Origin of the sequence: Agrobacterium tumefaciens, assembly GCF_017726655.1 — a bacterium.
Lineage (GTDB): Bacteria > Pseudomonadota > Alphaproteobacteria > Rhizobiales > Rhizobiaceae > Agrobacterium > Agrobacterium tumefaciens_B.
This window is the reverse complement of sequence record NZ_CP072309.1, coordinates 1,005,181-1,027,349: the sequence shown is the minus strand read 5'-3', so window position 1 is coordinate 1,027,349 and position 22,169 is coordinate 1,005,181. Positions and strand designations below refer to the sequence as shown.

At 58.6% G+C, this 22,169-nt stretch carries 15 protein-coding genes and 1 pseudogene; 6 read left to right on the top strand and 10 right to left on the bottom strand.

Going from position 1 to position 22,169, the window contains the following annotated elements; genetic code table 11:
* Positions 1-80: 80 nt before the first annotated feature.
* The 4 genes and pseudogenes from AT6N2_RS18960 to AT6N2_RS18945 form a co-directional block, all read right to left on the bottom strand.
* Positions 81-986 (bottom strand): bacteriophage abortive infection AbiH family protein, encoded by a 906-nt coding sequence (locus AT6N2_RS18960; RefSeq protein ID WP_209090755.1) that lies wholly within the window; start codon positions 984-986, stop codon positions 81-83.
* 113 nt (positions 987-1,099) lie between these two features.
* Entirely contained in the window at positions 1,100-1,261 is a 162-nt protein-coding gene (locus AT6N2_RS18955) for a hypothetical protein (RefSeq protein ID WP_209090754.1), read from the bottom strand.
* A gap of 164 nt (positions 1,262-1,425) precedes the next feature.
* A pseudogene (locus AT6N2_RS18950) lies at positions 1,426-1,629 on the bottom strand (non-homologous end-joining DNA ligase); the annotation flags it as partial.
* Positions 1,630-1,908: 279 nt separating this feature from the next.
* Positions 1,909-2,538 carry a hypothetical protein gene (locus AT6N2_RS18945; protein WP_209090753.1) on the bottom strand — a complete coding sequence of 210 codons (630 nt, stop codon included), beginning with the start codon at positions 2,536-2,538 and terminating at the stop codon, positions 1,909-1,911.
* A gap of 106 nt (positions 2,539-2,644) precedes the next feature.
* Here AT6N2_RS18945 and AT6N2_RS18940 point away from each other — a divergent pair, with 106 nt between their 5' ends.
* Positions 2,645-5,584: a PD-(D/E)XK nuclease family protein gene (locus AT6N2_RS18940; RefSeq protein ID WP_233282550.1), complete on the top strand. Its 2,940-nt coding sequence runs from the start codon at positions 2,645-2,647 to the stop codon at positions 5,582-5,584.
* Positions 5,584-8,736, top strand: coding sequence for a UvrD-helicase domain-containing protein (locus tag AT6N2_RS18935; RefSeq protein ID WP_209090752.1), 3,153 nt, complete (start codon positions 5,584-5,586; stop codon positions 8,734-8,736). Before AT6N2_RS18940 ends, AT6N2_RS18935 begins: the two co-directional genes overlap by 1 nt.
* A 134-nt stretch (positions 8,737-8,870) precedes the next feature.
* Here AT6N2_RS18935 and AT6N2_RS18930 read toward each other — a convergent pair whose 3' ends face one another.
* The 5 genes from AT6N2_RS18930 to AT6N2_RS18910 are packed head-to-tail and all read right to left on the bottom strand — an operon-like array spanning position 8,871 to position 15,292.
* Complete coding sequence (locus AT6N2_RS18930; protein WP_209090750.1) at positions 8,871-9,833, bottom strand: hypothetical protein; 963 nt, start codon at positions 9,831-9,833, stop codon at positions 8,871-8,873.
* 42 nt (positions 9,834-9,875) lie between these two features.
* Positions 9,876-10,613, bottom strand: coding sequence for a DCL family protein (locus AT6N2_RS18925; RefSeq protein WP_209090748.1), 738 nt, complete (start codon positions 10,611-10,613; stop codon positions 9,876-9,878).
* A gap of 26 nt (positions 10,614-10,639) precedes the next feature.
* Positions 10,640-12,232: an MBL fold metallo-hydrolase gene (locus AT6N2_RS18920; RefSeq protein WP_209090746.1), complete on the bottom strand. Its 1,593-nt coding sequence runs from the start codon at positions 12,230-12,232 to the stop codon at positions 10,640-10,642.
* A 12-nt stretch (positions 12,233-12,244) separates the two neighbouring features.
* Entirely contained in the window at positions 12,245-14,140 is a 1,896-nt protein-coding gene (locus tag AT6N2_RS18915; RefSeq protein ID WP_209090745.1) for a hypothetical protein, read from the bottom strand.
* Between the two features lie 9 nt (positions 14,141-14,149).
* Positions 14,150-15,292: a patatin-like phospholipase family protein gene (locus tag AT6N2_RS18910; protein WP_233282549.1), complete on the bottom strand. Its 1,143-nt coding sequence runs from the start codon at positions 15,290-15,292 to the stop codon at positions 14,150-14,152.
* Between the two features lie 466 nt (positions 15,293-15,758).
* Here AT6N2_RS18910 and AT6N2_RS18905 point away from each other — a divergent pair, with 466 nt between their 5' ends.
* Entirely contained in the window at positions 15,759-16,583 is an 825-nt protein-coding gene (locus tag AT6N2_RS18905) for a hypothetical protein (RefSeq protein ID WP_209090743.1), read from the top strand.
* Positions 16,580-19,765 carry a DEAD/DEAH box helicase gene (locus tag AT6N2_RS18900; protein ID WP_209090742.1) on the top strand — a complete coding sequence of 1,062 codons (3,186 nt, stop codon included), beginning with the start codon at positions 16,580-16,582 and terminating at the stop codon, positions 19,763-19,765. Before AT6N2_RS18905 ends, AT6N2_RS18900 begins: the two co-directional genes overlap by 4 nt.
* 173 nt (positions 19,766-19,938) lie before the next feature.
* Here AT6N2_RS18900 and AT6N2_RS18895 read toward each other — a convergent pair whose 3' ends face one another.
* Positions 19,939-20,508: a LysR substrate-binding domain-containing protein gene (locus AT6N2_RS18895; protein WP_209090741.1), complete on the bottom strand. Its 570-nt coding sequence runs from the start codon at positions 20,506-20,508 to the stop codon at positions 19,939-19,941.
* Positions 20,509-20,514: 6 nt separating this feature from the next.
* Between AT6N2_RS18895 and AT6N2_RS24250 the strand changes: the two genes are divergently transcribed.
* Both AT6N2_RS24250 and AT6N2_RS18885 read left to right on the top strand, forming a co-directional pair.
* Positions 20,515-21,252, top strand: coding sequence for a transglycosylase domain-containing protein (locus tag AT6N2_RS24250; protein ID WP_233282548.1), 738 nt, complete (start codon positions 20,515-20,517; stop codon positions 21,250-21,252).
* A 52-nt stretch (positions 21,253-21,304) separates the two neighbouring features.
* A complete protein-coding gene (locus tag AT6N2_RS18885) occupies positions 21,305-22,096 on the top strand; it encodes a class I SAM-dependent methyltransferase (protein WP_209090740.1) in 792 nt (263 codons plus the stop codon).
* The last annotated feature ends 73 nt before the right edge of the window (positions 22,097-22,169 follow it).

Genomic DNA, 22,169 nt, shown 5'->3' with positions numbered 1-22,169 from the left:
TGCGAAAATCTGACTTACGCGACTGACTTTTTGCGACACGAGTTAGAGGGATCCTGTATCCGCGATCAGTTGAACCGGACCTAGAGATCGCTGAGGAAGGCGAAGCGCGTCCGCTCTGTCGGTATGCCGATCTCAATGGCGGCCGACTCGATCTTCTCGCGCTCCCGATGCCCGCCATAGTATGAGACTATCCAATCCACATCTTCGGGCAAGCATTCCAGCACTTCTGCGAAATAAGGTGCGTCAACTTCGGCCAGTCCATGCCCCAGGACGTAGACCTCAGAGACATCGCCAAGCCCAGTGAAGAATGCCTGATTGTGCTTTATGATCTCTGCTGTGGGTTTGAAGGTTTTGCGGAAGTAGTCGTCTATTAGACGATAGCCGCCCGCTACGCGCGTGTCCGTGTCTTCATCGATGCGATTCTCCCATCGGTCCTCGACGCTTGGTGTCCAACCATGCCCTAGCACAATTTGAGAAGTAGTATCTGCCAAAGATCCGTGGATGTGCAGGACGTTAGCAGCGCCGTAGAGTGTCTGGATCGTCGGAGTGTAATTGAAGTTTAGGTATTTAGCCCGAGGAACGATGGAGCGGACAGGGGAGGTTGTCTGGGCGGGAATGCTGAGCGTATGCAGCCAGCGCACGAAATTGCGATGAAGCCCGACTGATAAGGCGCGGATCACTCGGTCAAGTTCGTATTCGAAGTCGTGGTGCCCTGAATCGCGCCAATCGTCGGCTCCGTAGCTCGGCAAAAAGCTCATTCCGTAGTCCAGGAGTTGGTCGGTATCAAAGTACTGCAAGTTGTTCTCAAGGTCCGCCCAGGCATTCTGGACATTGCCTTCGGCGTCGACCCAAGTGGGCAGGAATTCCTCAATGGCGCTGTGCACTTCGCGATCGACCGACTCTAGCCATTTTGCAAAGTCTGTGTATCTCGACCTGATCCCATGATGGATATCGAAGCCATTCCCAATGATGAAAAGCTCTGTCACGCGCGAGGCCTCTTCGATAGTTCAGCCGTCAGTCTAGCCCGCCGACCGATCCACGCAATTATCGAGTGCGTGGAAGGAATTTCCTGTTAATTGGTCATGAGGGAATATTGGCTTCAGAGTGCCGAAGCGCCCTCAAAGGAGTTACGCGACGAACGATAGATCGCTCCGATCCCCTGGCCTCTGAGAGGCGGGCGCACGGCAAGGTCGAGATAGCCAAGCTCCGAGTTCTCGCGGTCGACCTCGTTGCTGGCAAGGAGTTGAAAAATGATCTGCATCTGTGGTTCGCAAAACTCCCGCAGACCGTCCAAAAACTCTTTGAAGGATGATGGCTTGCGCGATTCATTGCCGGAACTCTGCAGATGAAGAGATTGTCTGAATGCTGCCCATGAGGTGAGATGAACGATGGAATTCCTGATAAGCGACATCCTAGATGCGGGCCTTACGAGTGATCGAGACGGTACACATCCGCATTGTCTTGGATTTCGCGCAACCCCTTGTGCGCCGCATGGCGCAGTTTTCCATCAGAAGTCCACGCTCGGAACTCGATTTCCGCAATCAGGACAGGTTGAGTCCAGGTCTCCTTTCGTTTGCGGTCATAGTCCGCCGCCGGTGGTGATTTCCGTTTCAAGAGCACCTTGTCCATACCAGGCCCCAGGAAAAGCGCTTTGGCGCGAGCTTTACTTGCCTGTCAGGATGGATGTCGTAGATGACCCCGGTCTCCGATTGCGTTGGCGCCACTGCCCGTTCTCGCACCAGACGTCACCACCCTTGACCTCAAGAACCACGACGCCCTGGTTCGGGTCAAAGGTCACGAAGTCGCATTCGCCATGAACACGGGGAAGTCCTTGCGAAATTGCGCCGAGGGTGCTCGATTACGAACCGAGCACTGGGATTGATCAATCGTGCCGGTAACTTTCCTTGTCTAAAGGAACGCGCGGTCGACGATCACCTTCAGTTCCTTCGGATCAGCTGGGTGCTTCGCGATCCTCCCCTTGCCGGAAAGATTGCGGATTTTAAATCCCGAGCCCCCGCTCCATTCTGTGCGCCGTGCGTATTCACAAAGCCACTGGTAAAGCCGCGGAAAGTGCCGGTTCGAGCCAATGTTGATCCTGCCACGGATATCGTTGTTCGCAAACACACACCGGATAACCGCACGCAAGAAGCTCGCCATGTCTATTTCGACCGGCCCGCCACCTGTACTAATCTCGTATGCCGTAGCTTCGATAGCGGAAAGGATCTGATTGGGGGTCAAGTCATCGACACTGCGCACAACACTGTCATCGGCGACGGCTTCGACCAAGTCCTCCACACTACCCGCGCCAAGCTTCGCGTCGAGATCCAGTGCTTCGAAAAGGCGTGCCTTGTCGCGATCTCGTGACCACCGTTCGCGAAGCTGAGCCAACATGTTTTCGAAACGCGCACGAGGCAGATCTCCGTGGACCGTCATTTCGCTTCCAAACGCCTCAAACCACGCGGCTTTTACTTCGGTTATGACCTTGCTGTAAGTCTTGGACGCTGCGATCATCGCCCTGTCATCGAGATAGATTGCCACGCGTTCCTCCAGAAGAAAGGTGAATTGTCACGATTGGTTTGCGAAGCTGTTCAACACGATTCGTCCGTAAGCAACAGTATCGCCAGATCGGTCTCACTTTTTGCGCATGTGCGGCAACCAGGATCAATGGCCGTCGTTACGAATTTTTTCTCACAGATTCAGATTATCGATTTGCGATATAATCGTAGCCGTAGAGGAACGAGAAGACTTTTCACCAGCATATTTGACAAGCAGACTTCTTGTTCAGCATGCCAGCTATTTAATGATGTTCTGTTTTTTTGTCGGCCTTGCGCTGCGGCTTATCGCATGTGGACCAGATATCGTGCAATCTGGAGTAGGGGAGAATCAGGGGCTAAATATGCATCTCATCTTCGGTATGGCAGCAGATGGTCGAGTTTATCCCGACGCGCACGACGCATTTGGAAGTTTGGATAAGGATGTCGTTGGCCCCTTGGGTCTGGTTCAGACGCTCGAAACCCAGCTAGGGATGCTTGCACCGAGCGTTTCGAAGGCGGTGCGCATTTCGACTTATCTCGCAAAGCTTCGCTCTTGCGGTGGCGATCGTTTCTGGGCCTCATCATTTTCGAAAGATCCTTGGTCTACAGCCAGCACTATCCTCGAATGGCGCGATACGCTGGTGGGCAGTGGGTGGCGTGGTGAGGAGATCGGTAGCAATCGCCTCGATGATCTCGCTGCCGCAGAAGCAGTCGAGCCAACATTGCCGGCGGGCCTTGAAGACCGCGCCATTGCTTTGCTCGACGTCCTCAAAAGAAGACCTGGCCTGAGAATTCGTCAACTCGGTTTGGCGGAGCGGCGGGATCTTTTGCCGCCGCTGTGGGCACGCATCGTTGACGCTCTCGAATCCGTCGGGGTCACCATCTTCCAACATGAGCAGCCCGAACTGGCGCCAGAGGACGCCGACTTGCGAATAGCGCAGCGGGTTCTGTCAGGGGGGCCCGTCCAGCCACTTACCGGAGACGGGACTTTCACGATGGTGGAAGCCGATACGGAACTCATGGCGGCTGAAACGACCGCCGACTGGTTAGCAGCCTTGCCGTCGGAGGACCTGCGCGGAACCGTCATTCTCGCTTCCGACGGCGATACAGCGCTCCTGGACCATGCTTTGCGCGCGAGGGGTATTCCAACCCTCGGGCTCTCCGCCTCATCACCTTGGCGCGGAGCACTGCAGGTTCTTCCTCTGGCTTTTGCCGCCGCGTGGCAGCCACTCGACCCACGGGTGCTTTTGAATCTGTTCCTCCTTCCGCGGCCTCCTGTTGCGGCCTGGGTGGCGCGTCGGCTTGCTCGTGCTCTCAGCGAAGAGCCGGGTGTCGGTGGCCGGGCCTGGCGAGAAGCGTGGGCCCAAATCGAGGATCGCCTGCTCGAAATCAATACGCGATCCGACGCGGATACAGCACGCCGTAAAACCGACACGACGCTTGCGGAATGGCGCGCATGGACGGAGGTCGGGCGCTTTGCGAGAGGCGAGGGGATGCCACTGGTGGAGGCGATGGCGATCTGCGGGAGAGTTGCCGCGTGGGCGATGCGTTCGGACGGTGGCGAGGGCGACCGCTTGCTGATGGCAGTTTCGAATGCTGCCGCCGCGGTGTCGGACGCCCTGAGCCGCCTTGAGCTTTCGGTCATCCCCGCCCTCCTTCTCGAGCGGGTTGTCTTGCAAGTCTTGTCGGAGGGCGTTCCCAATCCGGAGCATTTTGCCGAAGCGGGGGCTATCCGTGCCGTCAAGACGCCGGGAGCATTGTGGTCCTCGGCCCGGCGCGTCATCTGGTGGAACTTCGTTGGTCCTGGCGAGAAGATCACCCTCTTACCATGGGACAATGCTGAGCGTGAAACGCTCGTTGCCAATGGAGTGGAGATCGACCCCTCACCAGTGATTGCGCTTCGGATCGAGGCCGCCCATAGCGGCGTCATTCGGCGTTGCCACGGAAACCTCATTCTAGTGCGCCCAGCGCTTGCGCGCGACGCGCAGACAACCCTTCATCCCATGGCGCACCGTTTGCGACCCCTACTGAAAGAAAGCGGGGCAGCGATCACCTTTAAGGCGGAACGGCTGCTGCGTGAACCCGATGCCATGCTCGCCGGCAGGATACTTCCTCGCCAGCTTGTTGAACGGCACGTGCAGCCGCCAGCAGGGATTCCAGTCTGGACGATACCGCCGGGAACGACACGCCTTACCGACACCCGTCGTGAGAGCGCGACTTCGTTGACACGGATGTTAAACTGTCAATTGAGCTGGTTCGCCCAGGACATTCTCAATCTTCGGCCGGGCCGCTTTGCGAAAATCCCAGGTACCGATCAGCTCTTCGGCAATCTCGCCCACGAGATTGCCCGTCGGCTGCTCCTCCCGGGCGCTCCACCGGCCGAAGCTGATATCAGGCAGGAGGCAATCAGGTATTTCGAAAGCCTGCTTCCGGAGATCGCAGCTCCGCTCCTCCAGCCCGAACATGCCGGAGAACTAGCCGCCGCTCGCGAAATGGTGCCACGTGCCATGGAGGCGCTTGTTCGCCTGCTCCATGCTCAAGGTCTGGAGATCGTCGGGTCGGAGCTCGATCGGGAAGGTATCCAAGGACAGCTGCTGCTTCAAGGCAGGCTCGACGTCCTGGTTCGCCGCGGCGACCGGATCGCAGTTCTGGACCTCAAATGGACCCGCTCCGAACGACCATATAGGGAGGAAGTCGCGTCGGGGCGCGCCATTCAGCTGGCGGTCTATCGCGGGCTCTCGGCCGGAGATGGAAATGGTGCTCCCGGCGGCTATTTCCTGCTGCGCCAGCGACGCCTCGTTGCCGGTCCGGGCTCCATCCTGGCCGACAGCCCGATCGACGTCGATATCGATGACCTCAACACGCTTGACCATGTGACAAACGATTGGGGTCTCTGGCACGATCTCGCGACGAGTGGGACACTGATTGCAGCCGGTTTCCCCGATACGGGCGATCTGCGACCCGCTGGACTTGCCATTGAAGCAACGAAAGAGCCCTGCCGGTTCTGCAATTTGCGCGGCCTTTGTCGCGTCTACGAGGAGCTTGTTTGATGTCACGACTGACGACCATTACCGCCGCCGCTGGCGCCGGAAAAACGACGAGGATCGTCAATGACATCGCCGACGAGGTTCTCGTGCGTGCGCCCGAACAGATCCTTGCGACGACTTTCACAATCAAGGCGGCAGATGAACTTGTCGAACGCGCCCGCGCCAAACTATTTGAGCAAGGCAAGGCGGACGCAGCTGCCCAGTTGCTCGGTGCGCGCTTTGGCACTGTCAACGCCGTCTGCAGCCAAATCGTCAGCGAATTCGCTATCGATCTGGGGCGCTCGCCGTCGACCAATGTCATCGGTGAATCCAACATGTCGCTTGTGTTCAGCGTGGCCGCGGACGCTGCAATCGCCGCACGTGCCGAGATCCTGAACGAACTCGCCGACCACTTCGGCTACAATGATCCTCGTGCGCCGGGGACGGGAGAACCTCCTGACTGGCGCCGGACTGTGCGCAGTATCGCGACGTTAGCGAGGGCAAATGGGATTGAGGCTGACCAGTTAGCCTCGTCGGCGCAGCGATCAATTCAAACCTTCCTGGCATGCTTTCCACCTCCCGCAGCAGACGCCGCGGACCTCGACGCAGCACTGGCGAATGCGTTAAAGGATGCCTTCGAAATGCGCCCGGCCATCGTGAGCAGCAAGGGAAGTCGGTCGATTGAGTCGATCAAAGCGGCGCATGAGAGTATCTTACGCGGAGAAACGCCAAGCTGGTCGACGTGGGCGCGTTTGGCGAAGGTGGAATGCGCGCCCACTAAAGACGGGCAACCTTATAATCAGGCATTGACCCGTCTTATTGCAGCGGCGGGGCGGCACAGCGAGCATCCGCGGCTCCGGTCCGAATGCGAGCAGTTCATCACGGAGACGTTTCATTGCGCCGCCGAGGCGTTGACCGCTTACCAGGATTGGAAGGCCGAGCGTGGGCTATTGGATTTTACGGATCAGGAAGCTCTCGCGCTTGAGATCCTAAAGACACCTCACTTGGCCGCAAGGCTGAGGGAACGCATCAGCCGTGTCTTCGTCGATGAGTTCCAGGACTCGAGCCCTCTGCAGCTTGCCGTGTTCACACTTCTCGGGGAGCTGGTCGATGAGAGCACTTGGGTCGGCGACCCGAAGCAGGCCATCTACGGCTTTCGCGGCGCTGACACCGAGCTGACCCAGGCTGCGTTTCTTGGCGCTGGCGGAAACCCCGAAGACAATCCGGTTCTTTCCAAATCGTGGCGAAGCCGCAAAAGCCTGGTAAATCTCTTCAATGCGATGTTCACGCCGGTATTTGAGCGGATGGGACTGCCGGCGGCGCAACATGCCTTTTCGGATGCGGCGCGATCCGACGCTGGCTTTGACAAGCCTTCGGCTGGATGGTGGTGGCTGATTGGCAAAGTTGATGAGCAAGCACAGGCCCTCGCGGAGGGAATCCGGCAATGTCTGGCCGAAGCCGACGAATGGCTGGTTGAAGACGGTAAGGGCGGTCACAGGCCAATCGTGTCAGGCGATATCGCGGTTCTCTGCCGTTCGAATAAGGATGTCGGACGTTTTGCCGTCGCCCTTAGCCGTGCTGGACTTCCGGTGGCGGTTGAACGGTCGGGACTTGCGCGTACACCTCATGTCGAATTCGTGCTCGCCGCATGTCGACGCGTGGCTGACGCAACGGATCGCCTTGCCCTCGCGGAGCTCGCCCGCTTCTTTGCCGATGATGCCGGCTCCGATGAATGGCTGCAGGCTGCTATCTCTGATGATGCCGACGAAGCGCTCCGGGCAGCCGTGCCGGTATCGGTTGCGCTCGATAGGCTTGCGGCTCAATTGCTCAGTTTCACGCCGGCCGAACTTGTTGACGCCGTACTCGCATTGCCATCAGTGCTAAGCCATATTGAGAGCTGGGGTGATACAGCGACGCGCTTCGACGACCTTGAGGCCTTGCGCGGCTTCTCGCGTGCCTACGAGGAAGAGTGCGCCGCATCCGGCTCGCCGGCAACACTGCAAGGACTCTTACTTGCGCTCGACGGCGCCGACCCGAAGCGGCCCCCCAGTCTTGCCAGTGATGCGATCCAGGTCATGACCTACCACGGATCGAAAGGCCTTGAATGGCCAGTGACGATCTTGACCGGACTTTCCTGGAAATCGGAAGCACGGCTGTTCGAGCCTGTCGCCGAGGCGACCGGGGAGCTTGATTGGCGCAACCCGTTGGCGGGGCGGTGGGTTCGCTTTTGGCCGTGGCCCTATGGTCAGAGCGGAACAGACAGTACGATTGATGTGGAGGTCGCGAACTCGGAGATGGGGCGGCGCGCATTGCAACGCGCTGTCGAGGAAGACACCAGGCTTCTCTATGTTGGCGCCACGCGAGCTAGGGACTATCTGATCTTTGCTCCGTCTGCGAAGGGGCCTCTTAATTGGCTGAGCCTGCTCAATGCGCCGGAGGCCGCAGCGCATGTCGTTTCTCCCCAGAGTGATGATAACCAGCTTGGGGTTGGAAACCAGAATTTCACAGTCGATGTGAAAGTTCTTGCGACGAGCGGGGTGTCCGTGGAGCGTGACGCGCCGCCCACCTTCGTTCGAACGCGAACACTCGAACTGCAGGTCCGTCCGCCCTTGTTCCTGAAACCAAGCGAGGCGGTAGGTGGAGGCTGGAAGGTCGTCGAAAGGGTTGACCTTGGCGGAAGGCTCCCGATTGACGGGATCGCCGATATCGCAGCGCTGGGCGAAGCCCTTCATTCCATCATCGGCTATGATGATCCGGACCGCGACCGAGGTCAGCGGCTGGCCGACGCGTCGTCTATCCTGACGCGTTGGAACATCATTGGCTTCAAAGCGGATGATGCGCTTATCGCCAGTGACCGACTAGCAACCTGGCGCCGCGGCCGATGGCCGGCGGCCAGCACCATTGCTGAAGTGCCTGTCGCGGCCGCCATAGCCGATCAGCTTCTCAAGGGGCGCATCGATATGTTGGTCGAAACGGGGATTGATTTTGCTATTGTTGACCACAAGAGTTTTCCAGGCCGTTTCGAGCTTTGGGAAGAACGAGCGGTTGGCCACGCGCCGCAACTTGCTGCCTATGCAGGCGCGGTGGAATCAATCACCGGACGACGATGCTCGGAACTCTGGATTCACATGCCGATCGTCGGCGCGCTGTTTCGCCTCGCTCAGATCGAAGAGTGAGGCAAAGGGATGTCTGCCTCCCTTCATCCTCGCGTCGCTCGGTATTTTCTCTCCCCGACGGAAGCAGTCCCTCCAGAGTTACCAACCCGCCTTCATGATCCTTCGGAATATCGTCGACCCGAAAAAAGGCGACATCATAGCCTACGCTCGATAATGCAGTGAATATAGCTAATCCCGCTTGACCAAGGGCGCTCTGCGCCGCCAAAGTCATCGGGAGGACCGCTGGACGCAGACTTGCTAAAGGCGATCCGCGATGTCGAATTCGTTACCGGAGGCTGCTTTGGCTGGCCGGCCATCCTAATCGAATGGGACCGGCCACGGATGGCTCCCGGTCCGCCAGCGCGCGTCAATGCCCTGTGAGTGAGTTGACCGGTGACATCAAGCAACTCGGCGACTGTAAATGACCAGTCGTCCAACGTCTGTGCGGGTTTGCCGACCACATGTGTCGCCGGCGCTCCAACGCCGCTCTGCCCGTCGGCCAGCCGAGCAAGAAAGGCGCCGAGTTCGACTCCGTGAGCGCTGACAAACGGCGGTTGCGTACTTGGATCGATCTGCCGCCATTCCTCAGCCTGGAGTGTGAGATCGATTCCGCCATAACGTCCGGCGTCCGCCGCAGCGCTCAACGCCGTCCAAAAATTCCGCGAATGCTGGCTATAAGCAGCGGATTGGAAGGTGAAAGAGGGCCAGTTTTGATAGAGAACAAGCTGTGTGGTCGGTCCGGGGCCTGAAATGGCAATTTGACCGCCAAGAACCAACTTCGCCTGCACCAGCGCCGCTTGCCTAGTCGAGCCAGTGCTGTCGAAATAGTCCATTACGAGGAGCAGGTCCGCCAATTCGCACGCCCGTGACGCGCCGCCATGGGTGAAATCAACATAGGGCGATCCATGACAAAAGACCGCGTGAAACGTCACGCTGTGTTGCGGCGCCAATATGGATTGCCAATTCGCAGCGATCGTCGGCGTTCCATTCAACACCAAATCGGCAAGCGTCGCAACCTCGCCAGCCGGTGGCGGTCCACTGCGGCCCTGCAACACCGCTTTGACATCTGCATTCGCGGCCGTTTCCAATTGTGCAACCAGCGAAGTAGTGAAATGCATTTCGCTTCCCCGTTCTGTTCATCTGCCTGCGCAGGTCGGCCCTCAGGCTAGCCTGATTGGCCGTCGGATCGTTGTGGGATCAGCAACCAGCCCGCCCTGGCCGACAGCGACAATGCGCATGATCGCGCTTGCGTGGTGAAATGCTTTGAACGCCTCCGCGTCACTCGGATCCGTAAAGCTTGTCGAAATCTGTCGGTCGGCGGAAGGGGACAACATGCCAGCGGGTACTGCGCCACCCCAGCCACGCATTTCCATGAACGTTCTGACAAGCGTCACAAAAGCCGGATGGGCGTGGCTGAGCCGGGCATTAGTGAAGGTGACGAGCACCCCGGTCTCGTCGCAGGGAAGGCAGCCGTTTTCGTCCGCAAATCGCTCAAACTGCCGCTCCTTGGCGCGTCGCAGATCCTCGCTGATCGCGCCATGACACGCGTCGTAAAACTCCTGCGACTGTGGTCGAGGTGAACCGGTGATCGCATCGATGTAGGAAAAATCCGTATCGCTGTCATCGACGCGAACAACCCAGAAGCCGCGTGTCGGAAAGCCTTTGACGAAGGATTTGCGTTTCTCGAATCTAGAAATACCAGCACCGATCTTCGAGGGACCGTCAGCGATCAGAAGATCGTAGCGTTCGAGCAGCGCAGAAAGGTCGGCATGGTCACCGGCATCTGCGATTGGCGTATCGTCTTCGTAGCGCGCCAACATCTCCTTGAAATGCTGCCTTGCCGCGGTTTGCGTCGGCCAGTCCCTACCATTCGACAATGCTACGCTTTTCTTTGCCATGCGCTTACCTATATCCTCTAACTTGGTCAGACTTCATTGCACGGCACGGCGAGCCGATATTCGAGCGCAAGCGCTCCAACCGCGTCATTGATCTCATCAAGGTCCGTCAGAAAGTTCTCCCACTCGCGGAGAGCGCCATCGACAGTATCGGCGACAGGATTCATATCCGCTTTGCTGCGGTCGGCACGGATCACCCGACCACGGGTTTTTTCCTCAAGACGCTGTAGCAGTGAAGGAAATGGCATATTCCAATGTTTGCTTTCGTTGGCGAATTTTTGGTGAACCGGGATCATTGCTGCCAGCTGCTTGTGGGTCATCAGCTCGAGCCCTTGATCGCGCAAGGTCGCGTTATGACTCGCATGATGGCCCACTTTATAGAGAACCGTCTTTTCCAGCAGAATCGTCGATGTAACGGCACCTTGATCGCCGGACGCTTTGCCGTTCGGCCAGACATAGTTACTCCACGACAGCCAGTTGCCGACCTGCGCATCGCCCGGGAACAAGAGGACCCGGCTATCTTTGCCTTCGCCGATCTCGAAGGCCAGTACCAGGCTAGTGTTGTTGGTGTCGCTGTCGAGTTTCAAGGCGATGGTTTCAGCTGCCCAGAGCCAGTCGACGTCGATACGACGCCACTCGTCCTGCGCCTGACCATAGCGCGCCAGAAATGTGGACTGCGCTGCGGGATCCTGCTGTGCGCCGATTGTGGCGGACTTGCCGTCGAGCGCAACGAGGTTCTTGAAGCCGAACGGCAGACTCATCTTCAGCTTCTGCAGGGCGTCGGCATCGAGCAGGACCGCGTCCTCCTCAAGACCAACCGCGGCGGCCAGAAGGTAATCGTCGCCCCCTTCACCATTCAGCGCGTAGACTTCCGGATTGGCCTTGCTCGGATTGCTCTTCCGCAGCAGCGTCTTGTCGCGCGGGGGACCCATGACATAGGTTCTAACATAGGAAAGTCCGGCAAGCGCAAAAACGTCCTCGCCAGGCTCGAGGTAGCGCACTTTTTCCGCCTTCGCTATCAAGGCTTTGAGGATGCCGCCGGTGGTCGCCTCGCTGTTCGCCCCAAGACTGCTAGGCCCGATGCCGGCAAAGGACATGACGTTACGCAAACCGTCGAGCGGGCTCGATCGCTGTGATCCAGGCACGGCGGATGTTTCGGCGTAGCCACGCGCGGCAAAGGCGTTGTAGCTCTTTTCGAGAAGCGTCAAAGCCGTCTTGCGCGCCTGGCGGAGCTGGTTCGCGTAGTCGTCTCGCGGATCCTCCGTCCAGGCCAACCACAATTCCTTGACCTCGATGGGCTGGAACTGCTCGCGAGCATGATAGAAACCCGAGAGGTGATCAACATGCTCGTGGGTAATTACCAAAATGTCGATCGTGTTCGTAACAGAGGCGATATCGGCCATGATGCGCTGGGCACGTTTCTTCGCATCGGGCATTCCCTGGATTATGCCGAAGTCGATCAGCATATGCACGGTTCGGCCCTTGTCCGGAAACCGCAACAAGAAGCAGTCCCCGAGAATGTCGCGGTACATCCGGACGCTGATGAAGGCGCGTTGCTCTGCACTTGCAACTCCTTCGGCCGGTGCTGCGGCATCTTTCTGGTCGTTTGGCAGAGGCGTCACTGCTCCGTCTCCTCATAGCATGCGGTGCACAAAGGCAAAGGGTTCATCGCGGCCGGCCGCGCCGAAATAGGTTGCCCCGAGCGCTTCACTGTCGGCGCCAAACTGGAAGGCGCGCTGGGCGGCCAGACGCTCAGTGCTAGCAATATCCTTCGAAATGCAGTACCGGACTTCGCGCGTACGAAGATCAACGATGAGCGTGGCGCCACCGCGGAAGACGAAATCAGAAGTTAGGCCGGCGACTCGTCCGCGTTCTTCCACCTGCATTTGGGCTTCGGCTGTTCTGTAGCCCCGTCGCTCCTGAGTGATCTCTATGATCAATTGTTGTTCCTGGTCTCCATCAGGGCCGACGCGATTGGCCACGCGCACTGAATGAACCTCGACAGCCGGGCGGCGTGGCCTGCGGTCACTGTCCCTCTGCCGTCTTCGGATTGTTTTCGGAGCATCCTCCCGCAGCCACAATCCCATCGATCGCATCGCTTCATGCGAGATCCTGGCATTGTCCCATAGCCAGTTGAAGAGATCTGCGCAGCGGCGAGTGGCTGTCTCGTAGATCTCGCGGCGATCGGCGATAAATGGAAAGTCGATTTCCTTCAGCCAGTCGATCTCAATTATCGTGTCCGGCCGCTCCCACAAGAGACTATCGACAGACAGTGAACGGCAGTCTCGCGGAAAGATGCCGCGTCGGCGGAAGGCTTCAGTGACAGCGATCCGGTAGCCGCGGGCGTCATCGCTGACAAGATCTGCGTCGGCGGTGATCAGCGCCCGGAGATAGTCGCCAAAATTGATGTCCACCGGCGGAAGATAGTCGACGGCCCGGACGCACATGCGCAGAACGTGCGAGGCCGCCTTGGTTGCCTCTTTCGTCAGGCGCCGGATCAAGTCAGGGTGAAGATCGTTGTCCGGAAACCGCGTGCCGTCGCCGGTACTTATGCGCAAGAGGTCCTCGACGCGCGATCGGTAGATGGACAAGAAGGCATCGAAGACGGCGGCTACTAGGATAGCTCCGCGCTCATGAGGTTCGATGGCACGATCGAGTGCGGTCGGATCCGGCAGACCAGTTGTCGGATCAATGGCATCAATGGCGTCACGCAACGCCCCGTAGTGACCGATGGCATTGCCGAACTGGATGGCAAGTCCACTGAGCAACGATCGTCTGGAAAGATCGCCACGCAACTGGCTGATTTGCTGGTAGACAGCCTCCTCAACGGTGAAATGCTGGAACAGCGCCACAATATCGGCGAAGGCTTCGTGGAAGGCGAGGGAATCAGGATTGCTCGCCTCGATAAAGCGTCGGTGCATACCGTCGAGGATCGCGTGGGTCGTCTCATGGGCGACAATATCGTGAGATAGGCAGGTGAAGATCGTCCCGCCAGGTAGAACGGTGCCGAAGTCGGTGCGTGAGGCTTGAAAGTAACCAAACAGCAGCCCCACTTTCTGCGGGCTATAATAGGCGTTCGCCTCGCGCAACGCATGCGGATAGATGCGCAACCGGCCAACATAGCGATCAACCGTGTCCTTCGTTTTCCAATCCCAAGGGCGCTGTGCCCAAAGTACCCGCCGGCCCAGCGCCCGCTCGAAATTGCGGATGGTCATCATCGCGACGGCGTAGACCATCTGCTGGTGGAATTTCGGATTGCCGTCGGAGGGCGGAAAGCCATCTTGGACGAGAAGCGCCGGGTCATTGAGATCGACGGGCAAATAGAAGCCGCCACTTGCTGGATCGACATCTATCACTTCAATATATTCGCCGATAGGTCCAGGCTCTAGCTGTTCCCACGGCAGCGTGACGGTTGCACTGTTGATGACGGCGGTGCGCATATCGAGCGAGGCCGCCGGATCGAAAGCGTAGATCCGCAACCTGCGGAAGGGTGGCTCAAGAGTATCGCGCGATGCACCCCTAATCGGCATGCTCGTCTCCTAATAACCGACACGGTAGGGAAAGCCTTCAGGCTCGGCAAGCTTGCGTCCCGTGATCGCCTCGAGGTCCACGGCAAAGTGCTTTCGAAGCGCTGCGTCCGTTACCGCGTATCCCCAATTGATCAGCCGTTCCTGCTCCTCGCCGGGCATCGCCTGAAGGCGCGTCGGAATGGCCGCCAGATAGGACGGATCTCGGCTCTCTGCGGCCAGCGGGTCGCTTACCAAGGCATAATCTTTGATGTCGGAACGAATGCCCCAATAGCAGCCAAGAATTGCGCGGGCTTGATAGCTGTCGATCAGCGCGCGCTTGCGCAGGCTGCGAACTTGGTTGTCGACAATGTCGAGGATCCTGATTGAATGGCGGGCCCAGTCATGATGGGGACCGACCTCGGGACTTATCTTCTGGCCGGCATCGCTTACGAGCACGGTGCGACAGCTCTTTATCACGGGCTCAAGGCCGAGATTGTCGTAGACGCCGCCGTCGCTCAGCACCACCTTTCCTCGAAAGGCGGTGTCGGGGAGATCCCCGGCGTCATCCCATTTGGCTTCCTCGTCGATATCCAAGGTTAGCGGTGACAAGACCGGCGGGAAGGCAGACGAGGCGGCGACGGCGAGCGAGAGCTGGGTCTTCGGATTGGCGACAAGGCCGACGCGATAGTCGCCCATATAGGGCTGTGAGAAACGCCACAGTGCGCCTGTCTGCACATTTGTCGCGTTGATGACAAAGCGCGGACCATGATCGTCGTCAGGCAAATGGTCGAGACCCGCTCCGTGAAAAAGAACCCGATCATAGGCCGCCGCGACCCGGTCGCTGATCGAGCCTGGCATCAGGATGCCCCCGAGGATCGCTCCAGCGTCGATTGTCGTCGACGCCATTTCACGGATCTTGTCGACGACGATATCGAGTGCGTTGGCCCGCCCGCCGGGGTCAAAATCGAGATCTTTCCACCGAAGGCCAAGATAGGCCGCAGTAATCGATCCACCCGAAACGCTGGAGACGCGCGACAGATGCTTGAGCAATCCCGCCTCGTTCAACCGCAGCAGCGCGCCGAGGTGAAAGACCATCGCCCGGTAGCCACCGCCTGATAGGCATAATCCGATACCACTCTTGCCGCTGACGGCTGTTTCCCCTCCGTGTCCCACGTCTTGCCCTCCATACCCCTCAAACCCCATAAGACGCCAGTTCAGCGCTGCAACGCAAGGGGGTTCTCACGCGCGCGGAATAAAATCTAGGGTGTCATCGGTTGTAGGATCCGGTTGCCGTCCTTTTTGCGCTAAGAATTCGGTGCGGAAGTTGACAACGGACTGGGATGGCGGTCATCGTGTAAGAAAAGGGCATATCGCCCGTCGGCGGCCGATCATTTCTGGCCGCTGCTCGGCAGGGTCTTCTCGCCCGAGGGCGGCGTTGAAGACAGCCGAGCCTTCCTTCATGGCAGCCCCCTTGCCGCTGATCGAGGGGACAACAGGCAGGGCCGTCGTAGACGGTTCGATTATATGTGACCTGGTGACCGCGAGAAGTTAGCATTCTTCACCCCTTGATTTTAGTTCGTGTCCCACTCATAAGGAGTTAACAACTTAAAGTGGGACGGGGATGCCTTGGGGCAACATAGTGCGCGTCGAAACGCTCGACGCTCCGCATCATTACTCTTCACATGAACCGGAAGATTTCTCGGCCTGGATCGATGTGGTGGCGGCCGAGTATGTGCGCCTGCGGACAAATTTCACCTCACCTCTTCCCGACCTTTTCGAGTTTCCTGGCCTTGGTGGTTTTACCGGCGCGGCGATCAAAGCGCGCGTAGCTCAGGCCACCGTGCCAAAGGAAGACTATCACAAGAAGAATTTTTCAGTCATGCGCAGCGATCTCAGCGAGGTTGCCGCATACATGCTTCTTGAACGCACCTTCGGAACTGAGATTGCTTATAAACTTGTGCGCGATCGCGAACTGACGAAGCTGCCTGGTCGTGGCATCGATGCGATTGGCATCGAGGTCGGCGACAAGCACGTCATCGTCCTTGCCGAAGTTAAGTTCTCTTCTGAGAGCGTTAAGCCTGGTTCGGCGCCCCAGGTGGTCGACAAGTCCGATGATTGCATGCGGAACCAGCACCTCTGCCACATTAAGGAGCGGAAGGAAACGATCGATAAGCTTATCGATTGTGCCAGGCGAGCTGCGACCGACGCCGAGCGAGATAATTTGATGGCGGCTGCTATGTACCTGGAGCACGAACTCTGGGATAAGGTCGAAGTCGTGAGTTGCTGCGTTCTTATGCGTCCAAAGTCGCTCCACACGGATGCCGACTTTGGTACCTTCCGCACGAGCCCGCTTGACTACCAGCCGGCGCGCGTACGCTTCCTCGTGTGGAAGCTGCCCGGAGTAATCGACGACATCCTCAAAGCGTGGGCTCAAGCGGTGGAGAACAAGGTGGGCGCGCCATGATCGGAAAGAGCGGCCAGCAAAATTCCCTCTCGGCAATCCTCCAGGAGGAGGCTGTGCGTGAACGCGTGGCGCACGCCCGCGAGAGCGTCCTTACAGCCGATCTCGTCCATGCTGCTGACCGCGCCACGAGCGACATTACGCGCACGCCACGTCTTGCCTATGCCTTTGAGAGTGACGGACTGACAAATTATCGACATGGCCGCTCCGAGCGCGATCGAGAAAGCAGCCACGTCTCGTCCTTTTACTCTGCGCTTTCTTGCTGGATGGCGATCGCCGATCACGCACGACGGACAGAAGCTCGACCGGACGTCTTCGGCTCCGCCACAGTTTTTCCATTTGAGGTGGAACTGGCGTTCCATGTTGCCGCCTCCGGCCTTCTCGCCGATGCGGCGGCAGAAACCCGACATCACCTGGCCGAGTTCAGCCTGGTCGCTAGCAACAGCGACAACTGGCTGGCGCGCCTGGCGCAAAATATCGCGACGGCATTCTCACTTCTCGTCAGGAAAGCCGGGGGCTGGGAAGATGTAGAGACGGGGCTTACCCTTATCGAAACCCTTCGTCGCGAACAGGCAAGTTTTGAACCTCTGTTCCTCAATCAGACGGAAGACGACTTTCAGACGCGCAACGCGCTGACCCTTGTTGGCTTTTACCATCTGGCCCAGCTCATCACGACGGCGGGCGATTACCTGAAGACTGGCGGCGATGGTGGTACGCAGGCCGGCCTGCGCATCGACACCGGTAGACGAAAGGCGGTGGAGTCCTTCCAGTTATCGGCAACGCCGGAATACACCAATTTCGCCGACCTGCTCTGGGCCGGCTGCCGCGAGCTGATTCGCAACTCTTTGTGGAGCCACATCGAGGGTCTTCCGGACGGTGTCCAGCAGTTCGGCCGCCTTCTGCTCGATCAGTCAAACAGCAGACCGGTGCTGGAACTCTGGCCAAGCCAGCAGGAGGCTTTGCGAAACAGCTTCCTTGATCCCTATCGTCGCGCCATCCTTGTCGAGATGCCGACAAGTGCAGGAAAAACACTGCTTGCCAAGTTCGCGATCGTACAAGCGAAAGCCTTTAACGACACGGCAACGGTCGCCTACATCGTTCCGACACGTGCGCTAGTGAATCAAGTCACGTTCGACCTGCGGCGCGATTTCGCCAAGCTAAATTTCGTCGTCGAAATGGCGGTGCCAGCTTTCGAACTCGATCCGACGGAGGCAAGGCTGTTGGGCGACAGAATCGATGTGCTCGTCACCACGCCGGAAAAGCTCGACCTCCTGATCCGAGTCGATCATCCGTCCGTCAAGAATCTCAATCTGATCGTTGCCGACGAAGCGCACAATCTGCAGGACGGCACACGCGGTGCTCGACTGGAACTGCTACTTGGCACGATCAAACGCGAACGCAGAAATGCCCGTTTTCTGCTTCTGTCGCCGTTCCTGCCGAATGGCCACGAGATTGTCAGCTGGCTCGGCGAAGACCGCGCCCTGCCGCCGATCCAGGTCAGCTGGCGCCCGAGCCGGCGAATCGTCGGATCGGTGTCTGCTGTCGGGCGTCAGAGCAAACGAAGACTGGCGCTCGAAGCTTTGCCTGCAAGCGACAATGTCGATGTCCGCGCCGGAACCGAAATCCCGATTGCGCCCCGTTCCGAAGTGCCCGAGCAACTGTCGGTTTCCTCGATCAGCCGAGCGACGGCGCGGGCGATGCGAGGGCGCGGCGGCGTTCTCATCCTGTGCCGTGGGAAAGGCACCGCCATGAAACGGGCGACCGAGCTTGCTAACGAGCTCGGGCCGCTGAAAAAATTGTCGCCCCTGGCGCAGGCGGTCTGCGAATTTTCCGAAGCCGAGGTCGGGGCCCCGACGCCGCTCAGCAAGGCGATCCGCGCCGGTGTTGCCTATCATCATGCCGGGTTGTCGCAGGAGACGCGTTGGCTCGTCGAGCGCTTGATTGCCAATGGCGATGTCGGGATTGTCTGTGGAACGACAACGCTTGCCCAGGGCGTGAACTTCCCGATCTCCACCGTCGTGATGGAAACGCTGCACAAGCGTGACAAGCCCCTTACCTATTCGGACTTCTGGAACATCGCTGGGAGAGCAGGGCGTGCGCTGATGGATTCGCTTGGTGTCATCGCCTTCCCAAGCGAAAACACCAAGCGCAAGGCTGACTATGTCGATTTCTTGAAGGGCGAGGCGACTGCAATTTCAAGTCAGCTTGCCGCGCTAATCGTTGCAGCGGACGAAATCGGCGAGCAGTTTAATCTCGCTGTCCTCAGAAGCTATCCGGAACTGTCGGCCCTCCTGCAGTTTCTGGCCCATGCGGTCAGAACATCCGACAATGTCGGCATGGCGGACGAGATGGAAAATCTTCTGCGCTCCAGCCTCATCTATCATCAAGCCGCACTTGAACGATCGGATCTCGACAAGTTCATCAAACTTTGCCGCTCATATGTCCGGTCGATCGCCGGCCAGGCAAAAGGACTGCTAGCTCTTGCCGACACGACCGGCTTTGCCACGCCAAGCGTTTTCTATCTCAGTGCCAAGGTTAGCGAGAATAGGGGACTGCAGGATCCTGCCGACTGGTTGCCGTCAAAACTGTTCGGCGATGACATTTCTGCGCTGCGTCAGCGCGTCGAACTCATTGCCGGAGTGCCGGAAATGCGATTGGGCGAGGGTGTCGGCGGCGGGCCGTTCGATGCCGAACGTGCCGCATCGATCCTCCGAGACTGGGTGCAAGGGGCTTCGCTCGGGGAACTCGCCGAAAAATACGCCCTGCCCAATTCCGACGGCTCGCAACGAACACCAGATCAGAAACTCACCGACTTCAGCACTTATCTCTTTTCCACACTGATCGGAAACGCTTCCTGGGGACTGGGAGCGCTTGAGGGCCTTTGCCTGACCGGAAAAGCTTCGAAGGAGGCGGAAGTCGCCCAACATATCCCATCTATGGTTTTCTTTGGCGTCTCCTCCACCGAGGGCGTCTGGCTCAGAATGGCCGGTGTTCCGAGGCTGGTCGCTGAAGGCGCTGCCGAGATCTGGCGTATGAGAGGCAAAGGCCAACCAAACACTTTTAGAGACGTCCGTAGCTGGATGAACAACTTTTCTGAAAACGATTGGCGGGCCGCGCTTCCGAAGGGTGGACCGATGAGCGTCAGCTCGATGCAGCTCGTGTGGAAAGAACTGAGCGGCATCTAGGACCGAAGAATAGTGCGTACGCGGCAGCGGAGACAGTTATTGACGGCCTTCGAATGTACTTCGTCAAGGTCGTGATGGCTGCCAGCTTCTGGGGTTCATTTAGAAGGCAAGTTTGTCAATAAAATCAGGGATCTTCAATTAAGCCCTTCCACAGAGAATGCTAGGTCGGCGGTTCAAACCCTATCAAGAGCTTGTCGTTTTATACCCCCGCCAGGCTCTTCGGTCTCCGCGTCCGTCGCGCATTCAACGATGACATTGATCGCCTCTTGCAGCACCGGCCCGAGCCGCCGGCCTTTCTGCCAGAACACGACGTAGTGATAGAGCGCGTTGGGCTCAAATGGACGAAACTCGACGGAGAAGCCTGCATACTGACGTGCAACAAAGGTATTGCTGCTCGTGATGCCGAGGCCCGCGGCAACGTAGTTCACCTCCTGGCCGATGATATCGACCTGAATTGCCAGATGCGGCTCCGCGCCCATATACCGCAGTGCATTTTCGTTCATCTGGTGTGAGTGCATCTGGGGCTCGACATCCGCCAGCGGTTCGCCGATCAGATCCTCCGGCCGAATTTTGTCCTTCCCGGAGAACCTGTGGCCGGGATAGAAGACGTAGACATTCGTCGCTGTCGCGACAGGGCGCCAGTCGAAGACCTTCTCGTCCAGCGGCAGGCGCGCGAGCCCGATGTCTGCACGCCCTTCCAGCGAGTAATTCGTATCATACGGCGGGAATGCCTGGGGCGCCACGGCTGGATGCCCATCGGCGTCGTTTTGCAGATAGTGTTCATGGAGGGCAGGGCAAAAGACCAATCTGAGGGAGATTCAGATCGAATGATGCGGATACTGAAATATGGCAGCCTTGTCGTTACGCTCTTGCTTATCGGTCTCGTTGGTTATGGTGCTAAGGGGTACTGGGATGCGCTATCGGATGCCGAGGACTTGCGTGCTCGCGCCGACGCGGTGATTGCTCAAGGCCGTGGCGGCGACACTTTGGGGGCAGCCCATCGGGCAATTCTGCTCGCCGTGGAAGATCCGAGTTTTTCAACGCATTCCGGTGTCGATTTCTCGACCCCGGGCGCTGGGTTGACCACCATCACTCAATCGGCTGCCAAGCGGCTCGCCTTTGAGGAATTTCATCCTGGCCTCGATAAGATAAGGCAGACCGGCTATGCGCTTGGGCTGGAGAGCCGTCTTTCCAAGGAGCAGATCCTTGCCCTGTGGTTGGAGACGCTGGAAATGGGCAAGGGTCCTAACGGCTGGATGGTCGGCTTCTATTCGGCAAGCGCAGCGATCTACGGGCGGCCTCCAGCCGAGCTGACCGAAGCCGAGTTTATCCGGCTGGCGGCGGTGCTGATAGCGCCGGCCTCCTATGATCTCACCAGAAGCGACGCCAAGCTCGACGAACGCGCCGCACGCATCCAGCGTCTGGCAGCCGGAGCGTGCGCGCCTTTCGGTTTTTCGGATGTTTGGCTTGAAGGGTGCCGACAATAAATCCCACGAGGTGCGAGAGGATTTCGGGGAGAAAGAAAGATGGAGGAGAGGCATGGCCTCGTCCGGCAATGCAGAGCAATATGGCGATAGCCGCAAGCTTGCGGCTCGCGCCCGGCTGAACAGCGAATATACGATTGCCGAGACCGGCTGGTTTCCTTGGATAGCAAGACAGCTTCCTCTCAAGCCCGGTGACCGCATTCTTGATGTCGGGTGCGGCCCTGGCTGGTTTTGGGAGGCAGCCGCAAGCGACCTGCCGCAAAACCTGCACCTCACGCTTACCGATCTATCGTCGGGCATGGTTCAGGAAGCCGTCGAGCGTTGCCGGCCCCTGCCATTTGCATCGGTCACCGGCCAGCAAGCCCATGCGGCCGCATTGCCCTTTGAAGACGAGTCCTTTGACGGCGTCATCGCCATGCTCATGCTCTATCATCTGCCTGACCCGTCAAAGGCTGTTGTGGAAATGCACACGGTTCTGAAGCCAGGCGGTTTCATCGCGGTGACAACGAACGGCGCCGGCAACATGCGAGAGCTGTATGCCCTGACCACCGTGTTCGGCAGTCCGCCAGTCGACCCGGCCGGCGCCGCGTTCGGGTATGACGTGGCTGAACGGATCATGCGTGCTCAGTTCGGCAACGTTAGCATGACGCAACATCCGGCCCACCTGCGCGTGACCGATCCGGAAGACGTATTCCTCAATCTGACGTCCTATCCGCCCGGCGATGCGGCCGACGAAGCGCAGCTTGCCGCGTTTCGAAACGCGATTAGCGGAGCATTTCAGGCGGGCAATGGTGTTCTTGAGGTCGGAAAGGAAAGCGGATTGTTCATCAGCTTGAGAAACGTTTGAGATTGAGTATCCGGATCAAAGGATATTCTTACGGTGATTCAGATTTCCAGTACGTCGTTTTATCGGCAATAAT